This window comes from Afifella sp. YEN Y35 (genome assembly GCF_047553465.1).
Classification (GTDB): domain Bacteria; phylum Pseudomonadota; class Alphaproteobacteria; order Rhizobiales; family Afifellaceae; genus Afifella; species Afifella aestuarii.
In genome coordinates this window covers 2,758,429-2,784,097 of record NZ_CP180203.1, presented here as the reverse complement: position 1 = coordinate 2,784,097, position 25,669 = coordinate 2,758,429, and the positions used below count along the sequence as shown (strand labels likewise).

Here is a 25,669-nt window from a genome sequence, read left to right as displayed (position 1 = left end):
CGAAAAGTTCCACAATGCCAAGATGCGGCTGCCGGGGGGAGGCATGGCCAAGAAGAAGAAGGGCAGCAAGAAGAAGGACGAGGAGAACCTCGCCACGATTGCTGTCGACATGGACGTGCACAAGCGGATCGAAGGTGCACGGGAAGATTTTGAGGAGACGCAGAACGCCATCCTCCGTCGCCTGCTCGGCCTCGACGGCCGCAGAGGAGGGGGTGCGGCTGCGGAAGAGAGCCTCGGTGAACGTGCACGTCGCGCCAAGGGTGGCGGTGCCAAGGAGGGCGGCTGGTCGAAGATCGGCCGTCACGGTCACGAGGTGTTTTTGCCGAACGGCACGACCTTGAGAGCTGCCTATGCCGGCCAGACGGTGGAAGGTCTCATCGTCGACGGCCACTGGGTCGTGAACGGCACGAGCTACAATTCTCCCTCCGCCGCGCTCATCGCGCATGTGCGCACCCGCGACGGCAAGAAGGTCAATCTCAACGGCTGGCGCATCTGGGAGGTGCGGCGGCCCGACGACGACCGGTGGCTGCGGCTCGGCGAGATTTAGGCAGGGCCCGAAAGCTCCGCCGCGGCGTGCCGGTGACCTGGGTGTGCCGGTGACATGCACCGGTGACATGGAAAAGCCCGCCCGCGCCCCTATCTCGGGACGATGCGCCCGACCGAGCTTCTGTGCACGACGCCGAAAGGCCTTTATTGCCCGCCAGGCGATTTCTACATTGATCCGACGCGCCCGGTGCCACGCGCGCTCATCACCCACGGCCATGCCGACCATGCGCGTGCCGGCCATGGCGCGGTGATGGCAACGTCGCAGACGTTGAAGATCATGGCCGCCCGATATGGGCCGGGCTTCGCGGCCTCCACTCAAGATGCGAAGCTTGGCGAAACGCTCGCTATCAACGGTGCCTCCGTCAGCTTTCATCCGGCCGGCCATGTGCTCGGATCGGCGCAGATCGCGGTGGAAAAGGACGGCTTCCGCATCGTCGCCTCGGGCGATTACAAACGCCGCAAGGATCCGACCTGTGCCGCCTTCGAGCCGGTCGCCTGCGATGTCTTCATCACAGAGGCGACGTTCGCCCTGCCGGTCTTTTGCCATCCAAATGATCGCGGCGAGATCGCCAAGCTCATTCACTCCGCCGAAGTCTTCCCCGAGCGCACGCATCTCGTCGGCGCCTATGCGCTCGGCAAGGCGCAGCGCGTCATCGGCCTGCTTCGTGAGGCCGGATACGACCGAACGATCTATATCCATGGCGCCCTGAAGAGTTTGTGCGATCTCTATCGGGAGGAGGGGGTTGATCTCGGTCCGCTCGCTCCGGCAACCGTGGACAATGCGCGCAAGGGCGAGTTCGCCGGTGCCATCGTCGTCTGCCCGCCGTCGGCGTTTTCCGATCGCTGGGCACGCCGCTTTCCCGATCCACTCGCCTGTTTCGCGTCAGGCTGGATGATGATCCGCCAGCGAGCCCGACAGCGCGGGGTGGAACTGCCGCTCGTCATTTCCGACCATTGCGATTGGGGAGAGCTGTTGCAGACGATCGGAGAAATTGCGCCTGGCGAAGTGTGGATCACGCATGGCCGCGACGATGCGCTGTTGCGCTGGTGCGAGCTCAACGGTGTTGCTGCCCGCCCGCTGCATCTTGCAGGCTACGAGGACGAACCCGATTGAGGCTCAGGCGGCCACGCCGGCAGGCTTCGGCTGCAACAGGCTCAAGGTCGCCTGGAACGCGCTTTCTGCATCGTCGAGCGCTTCACCGTACCAGGAGAACGGATTGGCAAGCGGCGGTTCGAGCAACGCGTCGACCTCGCCTTCGTCATAGGTGAGACGGGCGCCAAGCTCGCGCGCGAGCTTCAGCATGCGCCGGTTCTCTTGCAGGCAGAAGAGATGCAGCTGGCGAAAGCCGCGATTGCGGGCGAGCGTGAAAGTGCGCGCAAGAAGCGCCCGGCCGACGCCTCGCCCCTGCCAGGCCTCTTCGATGGCGAAAGCGGCTTCGGCTTTGCCCGTCCATTCTTTGGTAAGCGGGTGCAGTTCGGCCGAGCCGCGGATGACGCCGTTGACGAAATAGCCGAGGATCGTGGTGTCCAGATCCCAGGCTTCGCGAACATAATTCTTGATGCGCGCGTCGTTGACGGGGCCCGCAAAGCGCATCCGCCGCGCCTCGGGACCGAGCCGGCACAGATGCTCCGAGAAGAGCGCGGCCTCATACGGCCAGAGCTTGCGGATATAAGCCGTCATGCGACCTCAGCCAGGCAAGCCGTCAAAGCGGCCGGTGCGCGAGGTGATGGCGCTTCATCTCGCGAAGCTGTGACGGGCCGATGAGAAAACCGGATTCCTGTTCGATGCGGCGGATGGCTTCCGCCTCGCGCGCCCAAATGATCCAATTCAACGCGCGGCGAAACCGAGCGGGTACGTGGAGCCGGCCGGCGAAGCTGAAAGAGCCGTGTGCGGCATGGGCCATGATGCGATCCTTCCGGAGACGGAGCCGAGCCATATCGGGACGGCAACGGCAGCTGACGAACGCTCCTAAAATGCTGTGGCTTCGCGCGCCTGCCAACCCGTTCTCTTGCAATGCAGCAGGATTGTTTTTGCATAGCACAATTGTCCATCAAGTGCCTGATGTATCGGCACACTCGTGCTACTGAGGCGAGCTGTCGCAGGCCTTGCGACAACCCATCAATATTGCGCTGCAGCAATGGCGTTTCGTGGCCTTAAGACGCCGCGGTTTGCTCGTCACCGTTACTTGGATGCCTATATTCCCGGCATGCAGGCCTTTGCCGCCCTCCTCGATCGTCTCACCCTGACGCCGCAGCGCAACGGCAAGATCAGGCTTCTGGTCGATTATCTGCGCCAGGTGAAAGATCCTGACCGCGGTTACGCCATCGCGGCGATCACCGGAGATCTCGACATCATCTCGGTCAAGCCGGCAATGGTGCGCGCTCTGACGGAGGAGCGGGTCGATCCCGTCCTCTTTGCGCTTTCCTATGATTATGTCGGCGACCTGGCTGAGACTGTCTCGCTGATCTGGCCGGGTGAGAGCGATGTCGGCGCGGCGCTGCATCTCGCCGAGGTGGTGGAGCGGCTCAGGGTCGCATCCCGTCTCGAAGGGCCGAGGCTCGTCGCCAGCTGGCTCGACGAACTCGATCCGAGCGGGCGTTACGCGCTTTTGAAGCTCATCACCGGCGGGCTTAGGATCGGCGTGACGGCCCGTCTCGCGCGCCAGGCTTTGGCGGAATTCGGTGACTGCCCGGCAACCGAGATCGAGGAGATGTGGCATGGCCTGAAGCCGCCCTACGTCGATCTCTTCGCCTTTCTGGAAGGGCGCGGAGAGAGACCGCAATCGAAGCAGAAGGCGCCCTTCCGGCCGGTCATGCTGGCGAGCGCCATCCAGGATGAGGATTTCCCGAAGCTCGATGCGAAAGATTATGCGGCCGAGTGGAAATGGGACGGGATTCGCATCCAGGCAGCGGCTTCAGGTGGAGAACGCCGGCTTTATTCCCGCACCGGCGACGACATCTCCGGCGCATTTCCCGACGTTTTGGAGCAAATGGAATTCGACGGGGCGATCGACGGCGAGCTGCTGGTGGCGCGCGAAGGGGGTGGGGGAATGGCGATCGCACCCTTTTCGGATTTGCAGCAGCGCCTCAACCGCAAGCGCGTGACGGCGAAGATGCTCAAGGATTATCCCGCCTTCATCCGGGCTTACGATCTCCTTCAAGACGGGGATGAAGATCTCCGCCCGCTTTCCTTTGCCGAACGACGGCGGCGGCTCGAAGATTTCGTCGCTCGCCTGTCGTCGCCGCACATCGATATTTCCCCCCTCGTCGACTTCGGAGATTGGGACGAGCTTGCACATCTGCGCGCCAATCCGCCGACCGAAGGCCGCCTCGATGAAATCGCCGAAGGCCTGATGTTGAAGCGCTGGGACACGGCCTATGTCGCCGGGCGACCGAAAGGCCCTTGGTTCAAATGGAAGCGTGATCCCTTCCTGGTCGATGCCGTGCTCATGTATGCCCAGCGTGGCCACGGTCGCCGGTCCTCGTTTTATTCCGATTACACCTTTGGCGTCTGGACCGCGGAGAAAGCCGAGGACGGGGAGCTCGTTCCGGTCGGCAAGGCCTATTTCGGCTTCACGGACGAGGAGCTGAAGGAGCTCGACCGGTTCGTGCGCAACAATACGGTTGATCGTTTCGGCCCGGTACGGGCCGTGCGGGCTGGGCCTGACGCCGGTCTCGTTCTCGAGGTGGCCTTTGAGGGGCTGGCTCGTTCAAGTCGCCACAAATCCGGGGTCGCCATGCGCTTTCCACGCATCAGCCGGATCAGATGGGACAAGCCTGCAGCGGAGGCGGATCGCCTCGATGACCTGGAAAAATTGCTGCCGCAGCAGGTATAATCGATGTTTGGTGCCTCGATGTATCGGCTTGCCATTCGGTCTCCGAAACCCTAGCTCTCAGCCGATCGCACAAAAGGAGACGCGAGCATGGCGGGCCGGATGACACGCTTCCTGGGCGATTCCCCTTTTCGGGTTCTTCTTCGTCTCATCGTCCTGTCGGTGATCGTCGGCCTGGTGCTGTCGGTGCTCAACGTGCATCCGTTCGACATCTATTATTGGGCCGAACGCTTCGTCCTGCGCGTCTACCACATGGGTTTTGCCGTCTTCTCCGACGCCTTCGGCTACTTCCTTTTTGGCGCCCTCATTGTCGTGCCGATCTTCATCATCATGCGCTTGTTTTCCGTGATGGGCGGCCGCCGGGACTGACTCCAGCGGCCGTGTCGCCAATAAGGAAGAGCGCTTGGAACATATTATGAACTTCTGTAGTGGTTTCGCGGCCGGCCGATTGCTGTATGGCTTAGATGATGAGCGAAACGAGCCCCGCCCCATCGCCTGAACAAGCAGGCGCCCCGACAAAGCCCGAGATGGGCGCCGCGCCGAAGCCTTTCTTGGTCAACAATCGGCTGGTCCTCGGCATCGCCGTGCCGATGACGTTCGCCTATCTTTCGGTGCCGCTCGCAGGTCTGGTGGATACGGCCGTGATCGGTCAGCTCGGGGATGCGGCGCTCATTGGCGGCATTGCGGTCGGCGCCATCATCCTCGACGTCATCTTCACGACGCTCAATTTTCTGCGCTCCGGCACGACGGGGCTCGTCGCCCAGGCGTTTGGTGCGGGCGATCGCAAGGAGGAGCAGGCGATCCTTGTGCGCGCGCTTCTGATCGCGCTCGTTGCCGGCCTCGTCATCATCCTTTTTCAGGTGCCTGTCACACGTCTCGGCATCGTGGCGATGGATGTCGGTCCGGAGGTGGCTGATGCGACCTCCAATTATCTTTTGGTGCGCATTTGGGCCGCGCCCTTCATGCTGGCGAACTACGCCCTGGTCGGTTGGGCTCTGGGCATAGGCCGCTCCTTCCTGGTGCTCGCGCTGCAAACAGTTCTGACGCTCACCAACATCGTTCTGTCGCTTCTCTTCGTGCTGGATTTTGGCTGGGGAATTACCGGTGTCGCAGCAGCCTCGGTCATTGCCGAGATGGTGGCGTTTTTCGCCTTCGTGCCCGTCCTTATCCCGCATGTGAGCGGTGCTCAGAGACCGTCCCTCACACGAATCTTCGACAAGACCGGCTTTGCGCGGCTCATCGTCGTCAACCGCGACATCATGATTCGCTCGTTCTCTGTGCTCTTCGCCTTTGCGTTTTTCACCCGTCAGGGCGCGGCGCTCGGCGCGGTCACGCTCGCGGCCAATTCCGTCCTGATGCATTTTTTCCTGGTCGCCGGATATTTTCTCGACGGTTTTGCGAACGCGGCAGAACAGCTCGTCGGACGGGCCGTGGGGGCACGCTTTCCCCCGGCCTTCGACCGCGCCGTGCGTCTGACGGTCGTCTGGGGCTTCGTGCTCGCGCTGTCGCTCGCCGGGCTCTACTTTGTTGCCGGAAGGACGCTCGTCGACATGATGACGACGTCGCAGGATGTGCGCGAAGCGGCCCGGCTTTACCTTCCCTGGGCCTGCCTCACCCCGCTTGCCGGCGTGCTCGCCTTCCAGATGGACGGCGTCTTCATCGGCGCCACCTGGTCGAAGGAGATGCGCAATATGATGCTCGCCTCGCTCGCCAGCTTTTTCGTTCTGTGTTTTGTGCTCGTTCCGCCTTTCGGCAATCATGGCCTGTGGGCCGCGCTGCTCGTCTTCCTCGGGCTGCGTGGTCTGACGCTCGCATGGCGGCTCCCCGTCAAGCGGCAAGGCATGGAGAGCGCCGCGATCTGACGTCCTGCAGAGGTCGCGGGTCTGAAAGCTAGTCCTGCGGTGGCCAGGCGGCCGCCCAACGGGCCGTCTCGATGCCGCGCGCATCGCTGATGGCGTCGAAGTTCCGCTTGGCGAGCTCTTTCGAAAGGCCGGATTTGATGCGTTCGGCGAAGCGCGGCCCTTCGAAGATGAAACCCGTATAGACCTGAACGAGATCGGCGCCGGCCACCAGCTTCGCCCAGGCGGAATGTGCGTCATGGATGCCGCCGACGCCGATCAGTGGCAGCTTTGGCCCGGCGAGCTGGCGGGCACGGGCCAGCATGGCCGTCGACGGATTGAAAAGCGGGAGGCCCGACAGGCCGCCTTTTTCTTCCGCCAGTCGCTTCGCCTTGAGAGGTGGGCGCGCAATCGTGGTGTTGGAGATGATGAGTCCGCTGACGCCCATATCGACACTGGTTTCGATGAGCGAGGCGAGCTGCTTTTCGGTGAGATCCGGCGCGATCTTGACGAGAAGCGGGACGCGCCGGGGCGACGGCACGGCCTCGCGCGCCTCCAGACACCGGCCGAGCAGTCGGTCGAAGGTGCCCGCCTCCTGTAGGCCGCGCAGCCCCGGTGTATTGGGGGAGGAAATGTTGATCGTGAGCCAGCTCGCAAGCTGTGCGAAGCGGCGGATGCCCGCAACGTAATCGGCCGCCGGGTCTTCCTGGTCGCGGTTGGCGCCGATATTGACGCCGACGAGCCCGCCGCGGCCGCGCCGCTCTTCGAGGCGCCGGGCGACGGCCTCGTGACCGTCATTGTTGAAGCCCATGCGGTTGATGATGGCGCGGTCGGAAGTCAGCCGGAAGAGTCGTGGGCGCGGATTGCCGCTTTGAGGGCGCGGCGTGACGGTGCCGATCTCGATCGATCCGAAGCCGAGATTGAGAAGTCCGTCGATGGCCTCCGCGTTTTTGTCGAAACCCGCGGCAAGACCGACCGGATTGGCGAAGGAGAGACCGAAAAGATTGACGGCGAGCTTGCCGTGCGCGTCTCGCCCACGGCTGGTTCGCCCGAAGCGTTTGAGCATTGTGAATGCGAGCGCATGGGCCTGCTCCGGCGGCAAAAGTCGCATAAGCCCGGCGGCCATCTGATCCAGGTTCACGCGCTGCCCTCCGCCCGGATCTCCTCCGGCAGACGGTGCCGGCCATCCTCGCCAAGGGGCAGGTCTTTCACCCACAAGACCGATGAAAGAGGTAGGGGTGCATAAAGGTGTGGGAAGAGCACTCCGCCGCGCGATGGCTCCCATGTGAGCGAAGGCCCGAGCCGTTCCGCATCAACGGCGACGATCAGCAAATCGCTCTGTCCGGCAAAATGCTTCGCCGCCGTTTCGCCGACCTGCTCGGCGCTGGAGAAATGGATGAAGCCGTCGGTGCGGTCGACAGGGGCTCCGTGAAAAACGCCGGCCGCCTCGGCCTCGCGCCACAGGGGTTTTGGCGCTATCTTGTAAATGAGATGCTGCATTGCAGCCGCCATGATAACGAAGCTGCGCTGCGCCGAAAGCGGTGCCGTCGCCGCTGCGCATTTGTGCACATCAAAAAGGACAGAGCCATGCGTTCCCTTTCGCTTGCCGTCGTCTTCTTGATGGGCGCCGGCCTCTCCTTGTCGGCCTTGGTGCCGGCACGTGCGGCCGAGCCACCGCGCACGTCCAATGGCGTCGTCGATCGGCCGACCACCGAGCGCTATGTCTTCGTGCCGATCGAGAAGGGGGCGTTGCGCCTCGACACGAAAACGGGCGAGGTCTCACGCTGCGAAGGCATGGGCGAGGGCGCCGTCTGTCGCCTCGTCGCGGATGAGCGGCTCGCCTATCAGGAGGAGATCGAGGCTTTGTCGCAACGCCTTGATCGGCTCGAGGGGAAGCTTGAGAGCCTCACCGCGAGACCGTCGGCTCCCCCTGCCTCCGAGCGCGACAACGGGAGCATGACGTCCGAGGAGCAGGAGAAGCTCGATCGCTTCTTCAACCTCACCGATCAGGTCATGCGCCGTTTTTTCGGAATGGTGGAAGACCTGAAACGCGATTTCAACGACGACAGGCTTTGACGCGGGCCACGGGGAGCACGACTGAACGCTATGCTGGGATCACGCGCACGCGATGTGAGCTTCGACGAAACGATCGAGACGACGGCCGCGCGGCTCGTGCAAAGCGGCCTCTCCTTGCCGACGCGCGGTCAAGGTTTCATCGACATCACGGGTGAGCTGCAGGAATGGCTGCGCGAGGCGGGAGCCCGGAGAGGACTTCTCTGCGTCTTCCTGCGGCATACCTCGGCTTCGCTCACAATCCAGGAAAATGCCGACCCTTCCGTGCAGACCGACCTTCTGACCGCTCTCGACAGCCTGGCGCCGCAGAACGCGGGCTGGGTACATGACACGGAGGGACCGGACGATATGCCTGCCCATATCCGCACCATGCTGACCGATGTCTCCTTGACCGTACCGGTGGAGGACGGGCGCCTCGCTCTCGGCACCTGGCAGGGCGTCTATCTTGTCGAGCATCGCACGCGCCCGCACAGGCGCAGCCTGAAGCTCGTTTATTTCGGCAGCTGAGACATCCGCTCGGCACCTGGTCGGTACAGCTCTTCCGGTTGTACGACCTGTGCTTTCGGGCCTCGGCCACGCCGAGCCGCCAACGCTGTCGCGGGAACGAGCACGGAGGCCAGAATGAGGGTTGCCGTCGATGCCGCGATGGCGATGAAGGTCGAGGCGACGAGAGGAATGCCGGCCTCGCTCAAAGCCGCGAAAGCCTGAGGCTGCCATTCGTCACCGCTTGCCGCGCGAAGGTCGAATCCGAATCGCTGCAGCATGAACAGAGCGAGAAGCGTGGCCGTCCCGGCGAGCATGGAGAGCAGCGCCGGCAAGGGCCGCACATGGCGCGCGCGCGCCGTCGCGATGAGGACCGGCATCAGCCCCGCCGCGATGAGGCCGAGCGCCAGGAACCCGAGATCGATCACCGCGCGGTTCGGCTCGAGAGCCCACGTCGCGGCAAGCGCGATCGCGCCAAGCATCGTCAAGCGCGCCGCCAGAAGCCGCTTGCCGATCGGCATATCGGGCATCAAAAGCCGGTGCTGGATATCCTGGCTGGCGGTGCCGACGATCACCATCAACAACCCACTGGCGCTCGACAATGCGGCGGCCACGGTGCCCGCGAAGATAAGGCTCGAAAAGGCGAAGGAGAGCCCTTCACGCTCCGCGAAGCTGATGACCATCGTTTCGCTGGCGAGCCTGATGTCGGGCAGGGAAAGGCCGATCGTGTCGACGCGCGCGCCGCACGCCGCTCTGATCGCTTCGGGTGAGACGGCCGGCGCTCCGCACAGCGCAAGGCTCCCCGCCTGACCATGCGAAAAGACCCAGTCCGGCAAGGACTGCAGCGGCATACCGACCACGTCGCGCAGCAGCTCGAGTAGACTGAATGCGGCATAGGTCGGGGCCGTGATCAGAAACAGGCCAGTGAAGAGGAGAAGCCAGCGTGAGCTACGCCTGGCGCTCGCGGCGGAAGGCGCCGTCAGATAGCGTTCAAGAACATGTGGCAGTGCCACGCTGCACAAGGCCGTAAATGCCAGCAATCCGGCAAAATCGGCTGGCCAGAAATGTCCGAAGAGAGACAGGCCGGCAGCTGCCGGTGCTGCCCGGGGATCGGCGCCCGCGATCGTGCGCACGGCAGAGGCCGCATCTCTCAACGCGAGCTGCGGCAACGGCCAGCCGTAGCGGTCGGCGGCTGCGATCGCCACCGGCAGGAGGAAGGCGGCGAACATCACGATGAATTGTGCTGTCTGCGTCCATGTCGTGCTGCGCATGCCGCCGAGAATGAGCATCAGAGCGACGATCGCGGCCATCGTGCCGACACCCCATCCGAAGGGAAGGCCGAGGAGGTTTTCCGTGATGCGACCGCCGGTGTTGAAGATCACGGCAAGCAGCATGAAGCCCGTGGCGATGACGATGAGGGAGGCGGCAAGGCGAACCGATGGGCTGGCAAGCCGCCGCGCCAGAAAATCCGCCGTGCTGGTGGCGCCGCTCTGGCGCATGGGGGCGGCGAGGTAATGGCCGCCTGCTGCAAGGCCGATGAGCGCTCCGGCGACGATCGCCCATGCGGCTGCGCCCCAGGAGCTGAAGGCTGCACCAAGAAGCAGGAACCATGCGGTCGAGAGATAGGCAGCGGCCGCTGCCATGCCATTGTAGCCGGCGGGTACACTGCCGCCGGCGAGAAAGAAGCCCTTGGCCTGCGTGCTGCCGGAAGCAAGCCCGATGCCGACAAAGGCGATGAGCGATCCTGCCAGACAGCCCATCCCGATCACCGCTTGCGGCAGGCCGAGTGCATCGAGCGCCATAAGCAGGAGAATCGATCCCACCAGAACTGCGACAAAGAAGCCCCAGATGGTGCGGGCATAAGCCGTGAAGAAGTCAGTATCGATCGAATAAGGGAGATTACTCATGCTTCGATACGCGCCTTTCTCGACACTTCACGAGGCTCCAATGCCCGCCGAACCCGCGGGTTTTCTCGCGTTCCAGACATGTCTGAGATCGTTGATCGTACGCTGGAAACGTTGCAGCGCGAACCTGATCCATCTGCGGAATGAGAAGGATAGCCGGATTCGGCGCATCTCCCATGTCCCTTTTTGTCCTTCACCATGTGCGATAACAGGGTATGAAAAGGTTCTGTGCAATGCTTTTACGGCATCCATCCCGGCCAAACGGCGCCCTGCGCCCCTGTCCCCCAATTAGGTGACGGTTTGAGCGATAGTCCTGTTTTTGTGATTGCAGACGATCACCCGTTGTTCCGCAATGCTCTGCGGAGCGCGATCCAATCCGCTTTTGCCGATGTTGAGATTATTGAGGCGGGTACTCTCGATGAAGTCGCCGCAGCTCTCGATCGCATAGGTGAAGCCGACATCGTGCTCTTCGATCTGAAGATGCCCGGCGCGCGCGGCTTCTCGGGTCTCATGTATCTGCGCGGTCAGTATCCGGCGGCGCCGATCTGCATCATTTCCGCGATGGATGACCCGGCGACGGTTCGCAATGCGATCGGTCTCGGCGCCTCGGGCTTCATCTCCAAGTCGGCATCTCTTGAGACGATTTCCGAAGCCATCCGTACGGTCCTGCGTGGCGAGCACTGGATCCCGGACGATCTCATCGGGGCCGAAAGCGATCGCGAAACGGCCGAGCTTCTGGAGCGTCTGCGCAGCCTCACCCCGCAACAGGTCCGCGTTTTGATGATGCTGGGCGAGGGACTTCTCAACAAACAGATCGCTTACGAGCTTGGCGTTTCGGAGGCGACCGTCAAGGCGCATGTCTCCGCGATCCTGCAAAAGCTCGGCGTGGAGAACCGCACCAAGGCGGTGCTCGCGGCCGGCCGCATTGAAGCCGGCGAATGGCGCGGCGCGATCGAAGAATAGAAGCCGTTATTCTGCCGCCACGGGTGCGGGTTTGCATTGCGCCATCAAGGCGCGCAGCGCCGCGGGCTTCAGCGGTTTGTTGAGGATCCTGACGCCGGCCTTCATCGCGGCCTGCCGCACTTCTTCCGAACGGTCTGCGGTGATCAGGATCGCCGGTACGGTTCGGCTCAGTTTCCAGCGCATATCCGTGACGACGCTGAGACCGTCGCTCTCGTCGAGATGATAGTCGATGAGGATAAGGTCGGGCAGCGTGCGCTCGCGGCGCAACAGGGCCATCCCCTCGCGCATATTGCTGGCCGTCAGCGGGGTCGAGCCCCAGCCGGCGAGAAGCGCCGCCATGCCGGAGAGGATCTTTTCGTCATTGTCGATGCAAAGCACGGTAAGACCGGAAACCGAGCCCGGTGGCGGTGCGGGAGGAGCGCCTTCGCTCGTTTCCTTCGGTACGGCGATCGCCAGCGGCACCGTGACGGAGAAATGCGTTCCCTTTCCAACGGCGGATTGCAGACGTACCTCGGCTCCCAAAACCCGTGCGAGCCGCTGCACGATCGAAAGCCCGAGGCCGAGGCCGTGAGCGACCTTGGCGCCGGCATCGAGGCGCCGAAATTCCTGATAGATCACTTCCTGGTCTGACACGGGAATGCCGATGCCCGTATCGAGAATTTCGATAGAGACCATGGCGTTCTTGCGCCGGCATCCGACCACCACCCGCCCGGACGCGCAATATTTGATGGCGTTGGAGACGAGGTTCCGCAGGAGGCGTCCAAGCAGCGACGGATCGCTCGTCACGGATAAGGATGTCGGCAAAATCCGGAATTCGAGGCCTTTCTCGCGCGCCATGGGCTCGAACTCGACACGGATCTGATCGAACAATTTGCGCAGGTTGAAGGGTCTGAGCTCTGGCGTGATCGCGCCGGTGTCGAGACGCGAAAGATCGAGGACTGCTCGGAAAATCTCCTCCACGGAATCGAGTGAGGCTTCGAGGTCGCGCACAAGAGGGGCTGCCGGGAGATCTTTCGTGCGGTCTGAAAGCGCGGTCGCATAAAGCCGCGCCGCATTGAGCGGCTGCAGAATGTCGTGGCCGGCTGCTGCAATGAAGCGTGTCTTGGAGATATTGGCTTCCTGCGCGGCCGCACTCGCTTTCTTCAAGGCCTCGTTGATGCGGGTGAGCTCGGCGGTGCGTTCTTCCACCCGTCGCTCGAGATTGGATTTCGCCATTTCGAGCGCCCGTTTGCTCTCCACCTCTTCGGTCACATCGGAGAAGGTGAGCGCAATGCCGCCATCGGACATGCGGCGGGTTTCGATGCGGATGACGCTATCGGTGGCCGGGTGGCGAGACACGAAGGGTTGCAGCCGTGAGACGAGTGCATGCATGCGCTGATCGGCGAGCCGGTCCGGATCTCCCTCGCCGAGGAAGCCGATGCGTGCCGTATGGCGCAGAACATCGCGGAGCGAGACGCCGACCTGACCGAACTCGATCGGCAGATGCATGATCTGACGGAAAGGCCGGTTCCAGGCGATGAGCGCCAGATCTCGGTCGAAGACGGCGATGCCCTGACGCATATGGTCGAGCACGCTTTGCAGGAGGTCGCGATTGTAATGGAGCGCTTCCGTGGCGTCGTCGAGGAGCTGGTGGGCTTCGCGCGTCGAGGGATCGCTCCGCTTCAGAAGCAGCGACATGACAAGACGAGAGGAGGCCGCGCCGATGGCGGATCCGAGGAGCTGCTCGGCAAAGCGAACCGCCTGGTGGTCGACCGGCTCGCTGAGATCGGTCGAGCGGCCAGTCGCCTGTTCCATATTGGCGAACGAGCGTGACGTGCGCTCCTGGCCGAGATATCGCGCGACCGTCTCCTTCAGGTCTCCGTAGGTGACATGCGTGCGCAATGGCTTGAGTGCCGGTGTCGGCCCCATCTCGGAGGGGACGAAGATTTTCGCCTGCAGGCGCTCGATCGCTTCCGGCGCACGGGCGAGCGATACGAGGATCATCAAGGCGCAATTGACGCTGATGCTCCAGAAGACGCCGTGCGAAAGGGGATCGAGGTGGAGACCGAACATCGCCTGCGGCCGGAGCCATGCAATGCCGAAGGGCCCTGGATTGAGAAATCCCTCACCGATGAGCCCCGCTTTGACGAAAGTTGGCAGGAGCAGCGTATAGGTCCAGATGGCGAGCCCCGACGTCATGCCGGCAATGGCACCGCGGGCCGTGATCCGGCGTGACAGAAGTCCGCCGAAGAAGGCGGGAGCGAGCTGTGCCACGGCTGCGAAAGCGAGGAGGCCGATCGAGGCAAGCGCTGCCGTGCCGGCCGCGCGGTAATACGCGTAGCTGCACAACAAGATGACGGTAATGGCGATGCGGCGCACGCTCAGGATGAAGCGGGACATGTCATCACGCTGGCGCGTCTGCTGCCGCTTCAGATAGGCGGGAAGCACGATCTCGTTGGAGATCATGATGGCAAGGGCCACGCAGCCGACGATGACCATGGCCGTTGCGGCGGAAAGGCCGCCGAGAAAGACGATCAGCGCGACGATCGGGAAATCCGCGCGATGCGGCAATTCCAGGACGAAAAGATCGGCATCGACGGACGAGCCGAAAGCGATCAGACCCGCGATCGCGATCGGGACGACGAAGATGTTGATGGCGACGAGATAGGCCGGAAACAGCCAGCGTGCCCGCTCAAGCTCGGCGAGGGAATTGTTTTCCACGACGGTGATGTGGAATTGCCGCGGCAACAGGATCGCAGCGGTGAAGGCGATCGCCGTCATCGCCACCCATTCGCCGCCGACGAGGCCGTTCGAGACCATTGTCTGGACCTCGCGGCTTTCGACGGCGAGCGCGTAAAGCTCAGATGGTCCTCCGAACAGAAAGAAGACGACGAAAATTCCGGCAATCAGGAAGGCGATGAGTTTGACCACCGCCTCCCAGGCAACGGCCAGCATCATTCCGTGCTGGTGCTCCGTCGCGTCAGCGTGGCGCGTGCCGAAAAGGATGGCGAAGATCGCCAGTACCACGGCGATGATGAAGGCCGTATCGCCGAGAAGGGGAAGCGCTTCGGCCGCGTCCTCGCCGAGCTCCGGAACCATGGTGGAGATCGACGACGAGATCGCCTTCAGCTGCAGCGCCACGTAGGGAATGACGCCGATGACGGAAATGAGCGTCGCGACGACGGCGACGGCCTGGCTCTTGCCGTAGCGGGCCCCCAGAAAGTCGGCGACGGAGGTGATGCGCTCTTCCTTCGACAGCGCCACGATCCGCCGCAGGATCGGAAAGCCGAAGGTGAACATCAGGATGGGGCCGATATAGATCGGCAGAAAGCCGAGGCCCGAATGCGAGGCGAGGCCGACTGAGCCGAAGAACGTCCACGATGTGCAATAGACGGACAAAGCGAGGGCAAAAAGATTCGGACGCGCGCTCGCTCCGGTCCGCTGCACGCGCCGATCGCCGTAAGACGCGATGGCGAAAAGCGCGCCGATATAGACAATCGCGGCCAGGACGGCGATGAGACCGTTGTTCATATTCCTTCCCGCGGGACGACGGATATTGGTCGAGTCATCTGCACATGATCATAGGCGTGGAGGCGAATGCACGACAGGGGGCAAAGAACGCGGTCCGGGCGCGGGCGATGCCGGTTTTTGGGACGCGGGAGCTCTGCAAGATTCTGTCGCGGCTCATGCTCACAAGATGAGTTGACGCCGATTGGGGCCGGGTGCACCCATAGTATATGAACGAGCAACCGACCTACTTCTCCCGCAACCGGCCAATCAGCCTCGAGCACCATTGGCTTCCCTTCACCCCTAACCGCGATTTCCGGGCCGATCCGCGTCTGATCGCGCGCGCCGAGGGCATGTATTACTACACGCCCGATGAGCGCCCCGTCCTCGACATGAGCGGCGCCCTGTGGTGTTCGCATCTCGGCCACGGACGCAAGGAAATCGGCCAGGCCATTGCCGAGCAATTCCCGGTCCTCGATTACGCGCCGAGTTTCGGCTTCGGCCACACGATCTCCTTCGAACTCGCCGACCGCCTCTCCGCGATTCTGCCGGATGGTCTCGGCCATATCCTCTTCACCAATTCCGGCTCTGAATCCTGCGATACGGCGATCAAGGTCGCTTATGCTTATCACCATGCGCGCGGACAGAGCGGCCGCAAGAAGATCATCGGTCGCCAGAAAGGCTATCATGGTGTTGGTTTCGGCGGTCTTTCCGCCGGTGGCATCACCGCCAACCGCACGGCCTTCGGTTCCTGGCTGCCGGCCGATCATCTGCGCCACACGCATCTGCCGGAGAAGAACGCCTTCACCCGCGGGCTGCCCGAGCACGGCGTAGAGCTTGCCGAAGAGCTGGCCGAGCTGATCGCTTTCCACGACGCTTCCACGGTCGCCGCCGTCGTCGTCGAACCGGTGATCGGCGCCGGCGGTGTCTATCTGCCGCCGAAGGGGTATCTGAAGCGGCTGCGTGAGATCTGCGATCAGACCGGCGTCCTTCTCATCCTCGACGAGGTGATCACCGGGTTCGGCCGCCTCGGCTCTCCCTTCGCCTCGCAGGAATTCGACGTGAAGCCTGACATCACGACGATGGCAAAAGGTCTGACGGCCGCGACTGTGCCGATGGGCGCTGTCGCTGTTGCAGACTTCGTCCATGACGAGATCATGGCGCGCGGCCCTGAAGGCGGTGTCGAGCTCCTGCATGGCTACACATATTCGGCGCATCCGCTGGCCTGCGCGGCCTCGATCGCATGCCTCGACGTCTATGAGCGCGAAAACCTTCTGACCCGCGCCTCGGGTCCGGTGGGCGATGCTCTGGGCGATGCGCTCTTCAACCTCCGCGACCTGCCGGAAGTCGTCGATATCCGCCATTACGGCTTCATCGGCGCGGTGGAGTTCCGTCCGGGTGAAAAACCCGGCAAGCGAGGCCAGGCGATCTTCAAGGCCTGCTGGAAGGAAGGCTTGATGGTCCGTGCCTTGGGCGACATTATTGCTGTTTCGCCGCCGCTCGTGATCGAGCAAGATCATGTCGGCGAATTTGCTGAGAAATTCCGGCGGGCGGTGGAAACGACGCTCGCCTGAGGGGGCCATCCGGCCCCCGGAAGGAGAGGCCGTGATGGACGACAGGACGATCGACAAGCCGGGCGAGTGCCCGGCACACGCCGCGCCCACGGAGACACGTCCTCCGGAAGGCTGTCCGGCCCATGCTCATGAGGCGCCCGCCGAACCCTCGGCGGACGCACCAGCCGTATGCCCGGTGGATCATACCGCGCTTTCTGCCGATCAGGGCTTGCGCCCGATCGTGGCCGTCACCGGCGCAAGTCGTGGCATCGGCCACGCCATCGTGCGCAAGTTCTATGATGAGAACTGGGAGGTCTATACCCTCTCGCGCACGCCGTTTTCGCGCGTCTGCCCGTGGGCGGAAGGCTATGTCCGCCATATTGAGGTCGATCTCTCAGATCCGAAGTCGATCCAGTACGCGATCGACCAACTGCGCGAACGCGTCGGAGAGAAGGGCCTGACGGCGCTCGTCAACAATGCCGGGATCTCGCCCAAGAACACCGAAGGCGGCCGGCTTGGAGCCGCGGAGACGCCGCTCGAAATCTGGCGCGACGTCCATATGGTCAATTTCATCGCTCCGGCCGTGCTGGTGCAGGGGCTGCGCGAACCGTTGCGGCGTGCCAATGGCGCTGTCGTCAATATCACCTCGATCGCCGGCTTCCGTATCCATCCCTTCGCCGGCGCCGCTTATGCGACCTCGAAGGCCGCGCTTTCGGCGCTGACCCGTGAACTTGCCCATGAGCTCGCCGCCTCCGGTATCCGCGTCAATGCCGTCGCGCCGGGAGAGATCATGACCTCGATCTTGTCTCCGGGCACCGACGAGGTGGTAGAGCGCGACGTGCCCATGCGCCGCATCGGCGATCCGAAGGAAGTGGCGGAAGTCGTGCATTTCCTCTGCTCGCAGGCCGCTTCCTACGTCATCGGGGCTGAGATCAACATCGACGGTGGCCAGCATCTCTAGGCCCGACATGCTTGCCCCGTTCTCGACCCTGCGCGGGCTCGCCCGTGCAGGACTCGTCGCCTGTGTCTGTCTGACCGTGCCATCTGCCGCCGGGGCGCAGGACGTATCGGATCGCATTCAGCCGGAGCTTGCGACGCCGGTGGCGGAACCCGCGACCGCTCCTGTTCACGCGGCCGACTGGATGGTGGCGGCAGCCAACCCGCTCGCGGCAGAAGCCGGCGCTGAGATCCTAAAAGGGGGCGGCAGTGCCATCGACGCGATGGTGGCGGTGCAGCTCGTTCTTGGCCTCGTCGAGCCGCAATCTTCCGGTCTCGGCGGCGGTGCCTTCCTGCTTTACTGGGATGCCGCTGCGAAGAAGCTTGTCACCCTCGATGGCCGCGAAACGGCGCCCTCCGCCGCGACGCCGGAACTCTTCCTGGACGATCAAGGCGAGCCGCTTGAATTCTTCGATGCGGTTATCGGCGGGCGTTCTGTCGGCGTACCTGGCACACCCAGGCTGTTGGAAGAGGCGCATAAACGTTGGGGCAAGCTTTCGTGGCAGGACCTGTTTCAGCCCGCGATCCGGCATGCCGAAGACGGCTTTCCGGTTTCACCGCGCCTTGCCGGCCTCGTTGCTGAAGAAACCGACAGCCTTGCCCGTCAGGAGACTGCGAAAGCCTATTTCCTCGACGATCTCAAGGCGGCCCTCTCCGGTGACGGCCGTCTCAAGAACGAGGCTTATGCCGCAACGCTCAGACTTCTCGCAGAGAAGGGCGCCGACGCCTTCTATGAGGGTCCTGTGGCGGAAGACATTGTCGCCGCCATCCATCACTTCGACGCCAATCCCGGTGTCATGCGGCTGCAGGATCTCAAGAATTACGAGGTGAAAGCGCGTGATCCGGTCTGCGTTGCCTATCGTGTTTACGATATTTGCGGCATGGGCCCGCCGTCTTCCGGCGGCGTAACGGTCGGTCAGATCCTGGGCCTGCTGGCACCGTACGATCTGGCCGCCCTCGGGCCGGAAGGCGTCGACGCCTGGCGCCTGATCGGCGATGCCTCTCGTCTCGCTTTCGCCGATCGCGGCCGCTATCTCGCCGATACGGATTTCGTGCCGGCGCCGATCAAGGGCCTCCTCGATCCGGCCTATCTGAAAGAGCGGGCAAAACTCCTTGAGGGCGACACGCGTCTCGAGACGGCCGAACCCGGTGAGCCGCAATGGGATCACGCCTTCAACTTTGCCGACGATCAGGCGATCGAGTTTCCGTCCACAAGCCATTTCGTCATCGTCGACAGCGAAGGCAATGTCGTCTCCATGACGACGACGATCGAGAATGGCTTCGGCTCGCGCCTCATGGTGCGCGGCTTTCTCCTGAACAACGAACTCACGGATTTTTCCTTCAAGAGCCATGAGGACGGGCGCCCGGTGGCGAACCGGGTGGAGCCTGGAAAGCGGCCGCGGTCGTCGATGGCGCCGACCATCGTCTTTCGTGATGGCGCACCCGTGCTGGCGATCGGCTCACCGGGCGGTAGCCGCATCATCGGCTATGTCGCCGAAGCTCTGATCGGCATTCTCGACTGGGGTCTGGACGTGCAGGAGGCAACCGCCCTGCCGCATGTCGTCAATCGCTTCGGCACCTTTGATCTGGAGGCGGGCACGTCCGCAGAGGATCTGCAGGAGGGACTTGAAGCTCTCGGCTACGAGGTCGAGACGCGCGACCTCAATTCTGGTCTCCATGCGATCGCCATTGGTGAAGATGGGCTCTCCGGCGGTGCCGATCCGCGCCGCGAAGGCGTCGCGATCGGGGAGTGAACTGGGCTCACCGTTTTTTGCATTGCCTGCAACGCTCCTGTCGCGCTCTCAAGGTGCAAAGAGGGAGCTCGCTCCCGAAAGCCATCATGCACGACCCAGGCGAAGGCTCTGCCGACCTCTCCAAAGCGGGGGACGCAAAAAACTCAGCCTGGCCCGAAAGTGCGGCACGGGAGGAAGATAGAACATCATGTTCAGGATATTTGCCGCCGTCTTTGCGCTGATCGTTGCGACGACGGCCCATGCCGAGACCCCTAATCCGGAGAACTGGGAGGCGGTGCTCGGAGAGGCGAAGGGTGAGACGGTTTATTTCCATGCCTGGGGCGGCGGGGCCCGCATCAACGCTTACATCGCCTGGGCGGCGGGGGAAGTTAAAGAGCGCTTCGGCGTGGCACTCAAACAGGTGAAGGTCGCCGACACCGCCAATGTCGTCTCCAAGATCGTGGCGGAAAAGGCGGCCGGGCGCGATGAAAATGGCACCGTCGATCTCGTCTGGATCAATGGTGAGAACTTTGTCTCTCTGAAGGAGGCGGGCCTCCTTCTCGACCGCCCCTGGGCGACGGAGCTGCCGAACTACCGCTTCGTGGACGAGGAGGGAAAGCCCACGGTCAAAACCGATTTCACCGTGCCGACGGATGGGCTTGAAGCGCCATGGGGCATGGCGAAGCTTGTCTTCTTCTACGATACGGCGCGTCTGGAAAATCCGCCGAAATCCATGCCGGCTCTCCTGGAATGGGCGAAGGACAATCCCGGCCGCTTCACCTATCCGCAGCCGCCAGACTTCCTCGGCTCCACCTTCTTGAAGCAGGCGCTCTACGAGCTCGCTCCCGATCCGCAAGCGCTGATGCAGCCGGCCGATGACGAGACCTTCACCCGGCAGACGAAACCGCTCTTCACATTCCTCGACGAACTCCATCCACTTCTCTGGCGGCAGGGACGCGCCTTCCCTCAGAATTACGGGGAGATGCGCCGACTTCTGGCGGATAACGAGGTCGACATCACCTTTGCATTCAATCCGGCAGATGCCTCGAGCGCCATTGCGGCCCACGAATTGCCGGACACGGTGAGAAGCTATGTGCCGGAGGCGGGATCGATCGCCAATTCGCATTTCCTGGCGATCCCCTTCAATGCCAATGCCAAGGCGGGTGCCATGGTTGTTGCGAATTTCCTCATGTCGCCGGAGGCGCAGGCCCGCAAGCAGGATCCGAATGTCTGGGGGGATCCGACGGTCCTCGATGTCGCTGCCCTGCCGAAGGAGGATCGCGCTCGCTTTGATACGCTCGACCTCGGCGTTGCGACCTTGCCGCCGGAGGAACTGGGCAAGGCGCTGCCAGAACCGCATGCAAGCTGGATGGAGCGTCTGGAGGCGGAATGGGCGCGGCGCTACGGAGCCGGCCAATAATATCGGCCCAACAGAAGCTGGAGCGGTCGCGATCGCGGCTGATCGCTTTTCCGATTGCGGTTCTCGCGCTCCTGGTGCTGCCGGTGATCGCCGGCCTTCTCGGTGCGGCGTTGCCGGCGTTCGGCTATCTCCCCGTTCTCGGGCTTGAGGATTTCTCTCTCGAGCCCTTCGTCGCACTTGTTGGCGCGCCGGGCATTGGCGTCTCCCTCGCCCTAAGCCTGTGCGCGGGTCTGTGCACGACGATTCTCGCCTTCCTGGTGGTGATGGGCTTCGTCGCCGCCTGGCATGGGACGCGGATCTTTCGCGTCTTTCGGCGCCTGATTGCGCCGCTCCTGTCTGTCCCGCATGCGGCGGCGGCTTTCGGACTTGCCTTCCTGATTGCACCGTCCGGCCTTCTGATGCGGGCGTTGTCTCCCTGGGCGAGCGGTTTCGAGCGGCCACCGGATTGGCTGATTGTGCATGATCCGGCTGGGCTTGCGATGACGGCGGGCCTTGTCGTGAAAGAGATCCCCTTCCTCTTCCTGATGGCCCTCGCAGCCCTTCCGCAGGTCGAGGCGGAGCCGCGCCTCAAAATGGCGCGAGCGCTCGGCTATGGTCGCGTCGCGGCCTTCCTTTTTTCCGTTCTGCCGCCACTCTACGCCCAGCTCCGTCTGCCGATCTTCGCCATCATCGCCTATGCCTGTTCCGTCGTCGATGTTGCTTTGATCCTCGGGCCGACGACGCCGGCCCCACTTGCAGTGCGCATTCTGGAATGGCAGTCGGATCCCAACCTGTCCCTGCGTAGCCTCGCGGCTGCCGGTGCGTTGGCTCAGTTTGCGCTCGCCCTTTTTTCCATTTGCCTGTGGCTCGCTCTCGAATGGCTCGTTGCCAGGATCGGAGCGAAGCTGATGGCGTCGGGTCACCGCTTTCGCCGTGACGGTTTTGTCCGCCATCTGGCGGGGGCGACGATGAGCCTTGCCGGTGGTCTCGTCCTCGCCGGTCTTGCCGCGCTGGTGCTTTGGTCAATCGCCGGCTTTTGGGCTTTCCCTGACATTTGGCCGAATGCGCTCACCTTCGACACCTGGCGCAGCATGGGGGCGACGCTGGGCGGGCCTCTCGACAATGCTCTTTTGATCGCCGGGCTCTCCTCCGCCCTGGCCGTCGTCCTTGCTCTCGGTGCGCTGGAATATGAGACCCGCACCGGCGGAACGACGACGACGCGGATGCTGGTCGCACTTTATCTGCCGCTTCTCGTGCCGCAGATCGCCTTTCTCTTCGGCCTCGACATGCTTCTCGTCTCGCTGCGCCTCGACGGCTGGCTTTTGGCCGTCATCCTCGCGCATCTCGTCTTTGTCTTCCCGTATGTGCTTCTTTCCCTCTCTCAGCCCTGGCATGCGCTCGATCCGCGTTACGCTTTGATCGCGCGGAGTCTCGGGCGCAGTGCGGATGCCGTCTTCTGGAAGATCCGGCTGCCGATGCTGTCTCGTGCGATCGCGACCGCGACGGCGCTTGGTTTCGCCGTTTCGATCTCGCTTTATCTGCCGACGCTCCTGATCGGTGCCGGGCGCTGGCCGACAGTGACGACGGAGGCCGTAGCCCTCTCCTCGGGTGGCGATCGGCGCATCACGGCTGCGACTGCGCTCGTTCAGGCCTTTCTCCCCTTCCTTGGCTTCGGACTTGCAGCCTTGGTTCCCGCCTTGCTTTTTCGCCGCCGCGCGGCCATGCGTGCGGGCGGATGATCTCAGCTCCCGAAGCAACCGATGCCCTGACCCTTTCGCAGGTGAGGATCAGCCTCGCGGGCCGGCTGCTCCTGTCCGTCGACAAGACGATCCGCCCGGGTGAGGTCCTGACCGTGATGGGACCTTCGGGCTCCGGTAAATCGACGCTTCTCGCGTTTGCTGCCGGTTTTCTCGATCCGATTTTTGCGGTCGAAGGGCGCGTGCTTTTGGCTGGCGAAGACGTGACCGACCGACCCGCCGAAACCCGCCAGATGGGCCTTCTCTTCCAGGATCCTCTGCTTTTCCCGCATCTGTCAGTGGCCGGCAATCTTCTCTTCGGCCTACGGCCCGGCTCCTCTCGTGAGGCGCGTCAGGAAACCGTGTCGGGAGCCCTTGCCGAGGTCGGACTTGATGGCATGGAAGGCCGCGACCCTGCGACACTCTCCGGTGGCCAGAGAGCGCGCATCGCGCTTCTTCGCACCCTCCTGTCGCGCCCTCGCGCGCTTCTCCTCGACGAGCCGTTTTCGAAGCTCGATGTGGCGCTTCGCGATCAGATGCGCCGTCTCGTCTTCGACGAGGCCGGCAAGCGCAATCTCCCGGTTCTTCTGGTGACGCATGATCACCAGGACGCTGCGGCAGCCGGGGGGCCGGTTATCGAGCTTGGTGGAGCGAGCGGAGAATGAACGCCTCGCGTCTGCCGGTCGAGGAGGCGCTGCCTGCGCTGTTTGAAGCCCTGCGCGCGCCGGGTGCTGCCGTCCTCATCGCACCGACCGGCGCCGGCAAGACGACGCGCGTACCGCTTGCGCTGCTTGAGGAGGGGCTGGCAGAGAGCGACCGGATCATCGTCGTCGAACCGCGCCGGCTTGCGGCGCGTGCGGCCGCCTCCCGCATGGCACAAATGCTCGGCGAAGAGGTGGGTGAGACGGTTGGCTACCGCGTGCGCATGGAAAGCCGCATTTCCCGTACAACCCGCATCGAACTCGTCACTGGCGGCGTCTTCGTGCGTATGATCCTTGATGATCCGGGCCTTGAGGGGATCGGCGCCATTCTCTTCGACGAGGTGCATGAGCGCTCGATCGATGCCGATCTCGGTGTGGCGCTGGCCCTCGATGCCCGCTCTGCGCTGCGCCCGGATGTGAAGCTCTGCGCGATGTCGGCGACGGTCGACGGAGCGCGCTTTTCCGCGCTCTTCGATGATGCGCCGGTGGTCGAGAGTGCCGGTCGCCTCTTTCCCGTTGAGACCCGCTACCTCGGCCAGGCTCCGCACAGGCGGACCGAAGACGGCGTGGAAGCCGCAATCCTGCAGGCTCTGCGCGAGGAGGAGGGGAGCGTCCTCGCTTTTCTGCCCGGCCAGGGGGAGATCCTGCGTCTTGCCGACCGGCTTTCCGGCAAAGTTGGGAAAAATGTCGAGATTGCACCGCTTTACGGCGCACTCGACCTGAAAGACCAGGACAGAGCGGTGCGTTCCGCACCTGCCGGACGGCGCAAGGTCGTGCTGGCGAGCGCGATTGCCGAGACGTCGCTGACGATCGAGGGCGTGCGCATCGTCGTCGACAGCGGGCTGTCACGGCGCCCGCGCTATGACCCGGGCTCCGGCCTCACGCGGCTCGAGACGGTGCGGGTGTCGCGCGCGGCCGCCGATCAGCGGCGTGGCCGGGCGGGGCGCACGGAGCCGGGCCTGTGCTTGCGTCTCTGGGACGAGCCGCAGAATGCCGGGCTCATGCCCTTCGACCGCCCGGAAATCCTGGAGGCGGAGCTCTCCGCCTTCGCGCTGTCGCTTCTCTTCTGGGGGGTGCGCGAGCCTGATGCGCTCGCCTGGCTCGATCCGCCGCCAAAGGCCGCCTTTTCGGAGGCGATGGAGCTTCTTTGCCGCCTCGGCGCGGTCGACCGCTCAGGCCTGCTTTCCGAACATGGAAAGGCACTGGCGGCATTCCCGCTCGCCCCGCGGCTTGCCCATATGATCCTTGCGGCGGCCGAAAACGGCGCGGCGCGGGAAGCCGCAGAGATCGCGGTTCTCGTGTCAGAACAAGGGCTTGGCGGGCGCTCGACGGACCTTCACCACCGCCTCGCCGTCGTCCGCGGCGCGCGCGGGGGGCGGGCGGCGAAGGCGCGGGAGGCGGCGAGGCGGTGGGCGCGACTGGCGGAGGAGACGGTCGGGCGAAAGCCGCGAGAGGGGGCGATCTCGGCGGGGCTTCATCTCGCCGCCGCATGGCCGGAAAGGATCGCGAAATCGCGCGGACCGGGCGGCCGCTTTTTGATGGCGAACGGCCGCGGCGCCTATGTCGACGAGGACGATCCCCTTGCAGTAGAAGAGTTTTTGGCGATCGCCGAGGTCCAGGGCGGCGGCGCCGATGCGCGCATTCTGCTCGCCGCACCGCTGACCCGGGGAGAGATCGAGGCGGTTTTCGAGATTTCAGAAGACGATGAGTTTTCTTATGATTCGGCAGCGGATCGCATCAATGCGCGGCGCGTGCGCCGGCTGGGCGCGCTGGTCATTTCCGCTAAGCCCTTGAAATCATTAGATCCGGAAAAGGCGGCTGCACTTCTCGCCGAGGCCGCGCTGAAGCGTGGGCTGGAGGCGCTGCCCTGGCCCGAAGAAACCCGGCAAATGTTTGATCGCATTGGCTTTTTGCGCCGGCACGAAGGCGACGCCTGGCCCGACCTCTCCGACGAGGCCCTGGCCGAACGCGCCGCGGAATGGCTTCTGCCTTTGGCGGGGACAAGTCTCTCGCTCGGCGGAATCAGCCGAGACTCGGTGAAAGAGGCGACTCGACCGCTGATTCCGTGGTCTCTGCTCAAAGAGCTCGATCGCAAGGCGCCGGCGACGTTCGTCGCGCCATCCGGCCGCGAGGTCGCGATCGATTATTCCGGAGAGACGCCGACGGTCGCGATCACGCCGCAGAATCTTTTTTCGCTCGATGTACATCCGAGGATTCTGGACGGACGCCTGCCGCTCACCTTCGAGCTTCTATCCCCGGCCGGGCGGCCGATGCAGGTGACGCAGGATCTCCCCGGCTTCTGGCGCGGCTCGTGGCGCGACGTGCGCGCGGAGATGCGCGGCCGCTATCTGAAACACGACTGGCCGGAAGACCCGGCGACAGCCGCCCCCTCGACCGGGGCCAAACGGCGCAAGGGCTGAGCCGA

At 63.7% G+C, this 25,669-nt stretch carries 20 protein-coding genes and 1 pseudogene; 15 read left to right on the top strand and 6 right to left on the bottom strand.

The genetic code is table 11. The annotated features are described in order from the left end of the window. Positions 1-43: 43 nt before the first annotated feature. Positions 44-547 (top strand): hypothetical protein, encoded by a 504-nt coding sequence (locus tag ACK8CP_RS13180; protein ID WP_414832113.1) that lies wholly within the window; start codon positions 44-46, stop codon positions 545-547. Positions 548-649: 102 nt separating this feature from the next. Then, positions 650-1,660, top strand: coding sequence for a ligase-associated DNA damage response exonuclease (locus ACK8CP_RS13175; RefSeq protein ID WP_414832112.1), 1,011 nt, complete (start codon positions 650-652; stop codon positions 1,658-1,660). 3 nt (positions 1,661-1,663) lie between these two features. Here ACK8CP_RS13175 and ACK8CP_RS13170 read toward each other — a convergent pair whose 3' ends face one another. Both ACK8CP_RS13170 and ACK8CP_RS13165 read right to left on the bottom strand, forming a co-directional pair. Next, entirely contained in the window at positions 1,664-2,227 is a 564-nt protein-coding gene (locus ACK8CP_RS13170; RefSeq protein ID WP_414832111.1) for a GNAT family N-acetyltransferase, read from the bottom strand. 22 nt (positions 2,228-2,249) lie between these two features. Next, the gene (locus ACK8CP_RS13165; protein ID WP_092808924.1) at positions 2,250-2,450 is read right to left on the bottom strand and encodes a hypothetical protein; all 201 of its coding nucleotides are present in this window, start codon (positions 2,448-2,450) and stop codon (positions 2,250-2,252) included. A gap of 303 nt (positions 2,451-2,753) precedes the next feature. On the opposite strand from ACK8CP_RS13165, the gene ACK8CP_RS13160 reads away from it, so the two are divergent. The 3 genes from ACK8CP_RS13160 (at position 2,754) to ACK8CP_RS13150 (ending at position 6,241) form a co-directional block, all read left to right on the top strand. Continuing rightward, complete coding sequence (locus tag ACK8CP_RS13160) at positions 2,754-4,382, top strand: cisplatin damage response ATP-dependent DNA ligase (protein ID WP_414834264.1); 1,629 nt, start codon at positions 2,754-2,756, stop codon at positions 4,380-4,382. Between the two features lie 87 nt (positions 4,383-4,469). Further along, positions 4,470-4,748 (top strand): DUF6460 domain-containing protein, encoded by a 279-nt coding sequence (locus ACK8CP_RS13155; protein ID WP_414832110.1) that lies wholly within the window; start codon positions 4,470-4,472, stop codon positions 4,746-4,748. 158 nt (positions 4,749-4,906) lie between these two features. Then, a complete protein-coding gene (locus tag ACK8CP_RS13150) occupies positions 4,907-6,241 on the top strand; it encodes an MATE family efflux transporter (protein WP_414832109.1) in 1,335 nt (444 codons plus the stop codon). Positions 6,242-6,269: 28 nt separating this feature from the next. Here ACK8CP_RS13150 and ACK8CP_RS13145 read toward each other — a convergent pair. Together ACK8CP_RS13145 and ACK8CP_RS13140 are read right to left on the bottom strand one after the other, a co-directional pair. Beyond that, positions 6,270-7,341 (bottom strand): annotated as a pseudogene (locus ACK8CP_RS13145) (quinone-dependent dihydroorotate dehydrogenase); the annotation flags it as partial. Positions 7,342-7,354: 13 nt separating this feature from the next. Then, entirely contained in the window at positions 7,355-7,717 is a 363-nt protein-coding gene (locus tag ACK8CP_RS13140) for a DUF952 domain-containing protein (RefSeq protein WP_234629721.1), read from the bottom strand. A gap of 87 nt (positions 7,718-7,804) precedes the next feature. Between ACK8CP_RS13140 and ACK8CP_RS13135 the strand changes: the two genes are divergently transcribed. Beyond that, positions 7,805-8,293, top strand: a complete 489-nt coding sequence (locus ACK8CP_RS13135; protein WP_414832108.1) for a hypothetical protein — start codon at positions 7,805-7,807, stop codon at positions 8,291-8,293. A 30-nt stretch (positions 8,294-8,323) separates the two neighbouring features. After that, positions 8,324-8,797, top strand: coding sequence for a secondary thiamine-phosphate synthase enzyme YjbQ (locus ACK8CP_RS13130; protein WP_234629719.1), 474 nt, complete (start codon positions 8,324-8,326; stop codon positions 8,795-8,797). Here ACK8CP_RS13130 and ACK8CP_RS13125 read toward each other — a convergent pair. Next, entirely contained in the window at positions 8,782-10,680 is a 1,899-nt protein-coding gene (locus ACK8CP_RS13125; protein WP_414832107.1) for a sodium:solute symporter family transporter, read from the bottom strand. The genes ACK8CP_RS13130 and ACK8CP_RS13125 overlap by 16 nt on opposite strands. 297 nt (positions 10,681-10,977) lie before the next feature. Between ACK8CP_RS13125 and ACK8CP_RS13120 the strand changes: the two genes are divergently transcribed. Then, positions 10,978-11,640: a response regulator transcription factor gene (locus tag ACK8CP_RS13120; protein WP_255701435.1), complete on the top strand. Its 663-nt coding sequence runs from the start codon at positions 10,978-10,980 to the stop codon at positions 11,638-11,640. 6 nt (positions 11,641-11,646) lie between these two features. On the opposite strand, the gene ACK8CP_RS13115 is transcribed toward ACK8CP_RS13120, so the two are convergent. Then, the gene (locus ACK8CP_RS13115) at positions 11,647-15,150 is read right to left on the bottom strand and encodes a PAS-domain containing protein (protein WP_414832106.1); all 3,504 of its coding nucleotides are present in this window, start codon (positions 15,148-15,150) and stop codon (positions 11,647-11,649) included. A gap of 206 nt (positions 15,151-15,356) precedes the next feature. Here ACK8CP_RS13115 and ACK8CP_RS13110 point away from each other — a divergent pair, with 206 nt between their 5' ends. The 7 genes from ACK8CP_RS13110 (at position 15,357) to hrpB (ending at position 25,664) form a co-directional block, all read left to right on the top strand. Further along, positions 15,357-16,700, top strand: coding sequence for an aminotransferase class III-fold pyridoxal phosphate-dependent enzyme (locus ACK8CP_RS13110; protein ID WP_414832105.1), 1,344 nt, complete (start codon positions 15,357-15,359; stop codon positions 16,698-16,700). Positions 16,701-16,734: 34 nt separating this feature from the next. After that, positions 16,735-17,640 carry an SDR family NAD(P)-dependent oxidoreductase gene (locus ACK8CP_RS13105; protein WP_234629714.1) on the top strand — a complete coding sequence of 302 codons (906 nt, stop codon included), beginning with the start codon at positions 16,735-16,737 and terminating at the stop codon, positions 17,638-17,640. 7 nt (positions 17,641-17,647) lie between these two features. Beyond that, complete coding sequence (gene ggt, locus ACK8CP_RS13100) at positions 17,648-19,429, top strand: gamma-glutamyltransferase (protein ID WP_414834263.1); 1,782 nt, start codon at positions 17,648-17,650, stop codon at positions 19,427-19,429. A 187-nt stretch (positions 19,430-19,616) separates the two neighbouring features. Beyond that, complete coding sequence (locus ACK8CP_RS13095) at positions 19,617-20,828, top strand: ABC transporter substrate-binding protein (RefSeq protein WP_414832104.1); 1,212 nt, start codon at positions 19,617-19,619, stop codon at positions 20,826-20,828. Further along, positions 20,798-22,546, top strand: coding sequence for an ABC transporter permease (locus ACK8CP_RS13090; RefSeq protein ID WP_414832103.1), 1,749 nt, complete (start codon positions 20,798-20,800; stop codon positions 22,544-22,546). The genes ACK8CP_RS13095 and ACK8CP_RS13090 overlap by 31 nt, the downstream gene beginning before the upstream one ends. Further along, complete coding sequence (locus ACK8CP_RS13085; RefSeq protein ID WP_414832102.1) at positions 22,543-23,208, top strand: ATP-binding cassette domain-containing protein; 666 nt, start codon at positions 22,543-22,545, stop codon at positions 23,206-23,208. Before ACK8CP_RS13090 ends, ACK8CP_RS13085 begins: the two co-directional genes overlap by 4 nt. After that, on the top strand, positions 23,205-25,664 hold the full coding sequence (gene hrpB / locus ACK8CP_RS13080; RefSeq protein WP_414832101.1) for an ATP-dependent helicase HrpB: 2,460 nt from the start codon (positions 23,205-23,207) through the stop codon (positions 25,662-25,664). Before ACK8CP_RS13085 ends, hrpB begins: the two co-directional genes overlap by 4 nt. Positions 25,665-25,669: the final 5 nt, after the last annotated feature.

Bases quoted from the DNA above. Each gene is read 5' to 3' on its own strand.
- ACK8CP_RS13180 (WP_414832113.1), top strand. From the start codon at position 44: ATGGCCAAGAAGAAGAAGGGCAGCAAGAAGAAGGACGAGGAGAACCTC.
- ACK8CP_RS13175 (WP_414832112.1), top strand. From the start codon at position 650: ATGCGCCCGACCGAGCTTCTGTGCACGACGCCGAAAGGCCTTTATTGC.
- ACK8CP_RS13170 (WP_414832111.1), bottom strand. From the start codon at position 2,227: ATGACGGCTTATATCCGCAAGCTCTGGCCGTATGAGGCCGCGCTCTTC.
- ACK8CP_RS13165 (WP_092808924.1), bottom strand. From the start codon at position 2,450: ATGGCCCATGCCGCACACGGCTCTTTCAGCTTCGCCGGCCGGCTCCAC.
- ACK8CP_RS13160 (WP_414834264.1), top strand. From the start codon at position 2,754: ATGCAGGCCTTTGCCGCCCTCCTCGATCGTCTCACCCTGACGCCGCAG.
- ACK8CP_RS13155 (WP_414832110.1), top strand. From the start codon at position 4,470: ATGGCGGGCCGGATGACACGCTTCCTGGGCGATTCCCCTTTTCGGGTT.
- ACK8CP_RS13150 (WP_414832109.1), top strand. From the start codon at position 4,907: ATGGGCGCCGCGCCGAAGCCTTTCTTGGTCAACAATCGGCTGGTCCTC.
- ACK8CP_RS13140 (WP_234629721.1), bottom strand. From the start codon at position 7,717: ATGCAGCATCTCATTTACAAGATAGCGCCAAAACCCCTGTGGCGCGAG.
- ACK8CP_RS13135 (WP_414832108.1), top strand. From the start codon at position 7,805: ATGCGTTCCCTTTCGCTTGCCGTCGTCTTCTTGATGGGCGCCGGCCTC.
- ACK8CP_RS13130 (WP_234629719.1), top strand. From the start codon at position 8,324: ATGCTGGGATCACGCGCACGCGATGTGAGCTTCGACGAAACGATCGAG.
- ACK8CP_RS13125 (WP_414832107.1), bottom strand. From the start codon at position 10,680: ATGAGTAATCTCCCTTATTCGATCGATACTGACTTCTTCACGGCTTAT.
- ACK8CP_RS13115 (WP_414832106.1), bottom strand. From the start codon at position 15,150: ATGAACAACGGTCTCATCGCCGTCCTGGCCGCGATTGTCTATATCGGC.
- ACK8CP_RS13110 (WP_414832105.1), top strand. From the start codon at position 15,357: ATGAACGAGCAACCGACCTACTTCTCCCGCAACCGGCCAATCAGCCTC.
- ACK8CP_RS13105 (WP_234629714.1), top strand. From the start codon at position 16,735: ATGGACGACAGGACGATCGACAAGCCGGGCGAGTGCCCGGCACACGCC.
- ggt (WP_414834263.1), top strand. From the start codon at position 17,648: ATGCTTGCCCCGTTCTCGACCCTGCGCGGGCTCGCCCGTGCAGGACTC.
- ACK8CP_RS13095 (WP_414832104.1), top strand. From the start codon at position 19,617: ATGTTCAGGATATTTGCCGCCGTCTTTGCGCTGATCGTTGCGACGACG.
- ACK8CP_RS13090 (WP_414832103.1), top strand. From the start codon at position 20,798: ATGGGCGCGGCGCTACGGAGCCGGCCAATAATATCGGCCCAACAGAAG.
- ACK8CP_RS13085 (WP_414832102.1), top strand. From the start codon at position 22,543: ATGATCTCAGCTCCCGAAGCAACCGATGCCCTGACCCTTTCGCAGGTG.
- hrpB (WP_414832101.1), top strand. From the start codon at position 23,205: ATGAACGCCTCGCGTCTGCCGGTCGAGGAGGCGCTGCCTGCGCTGTTT.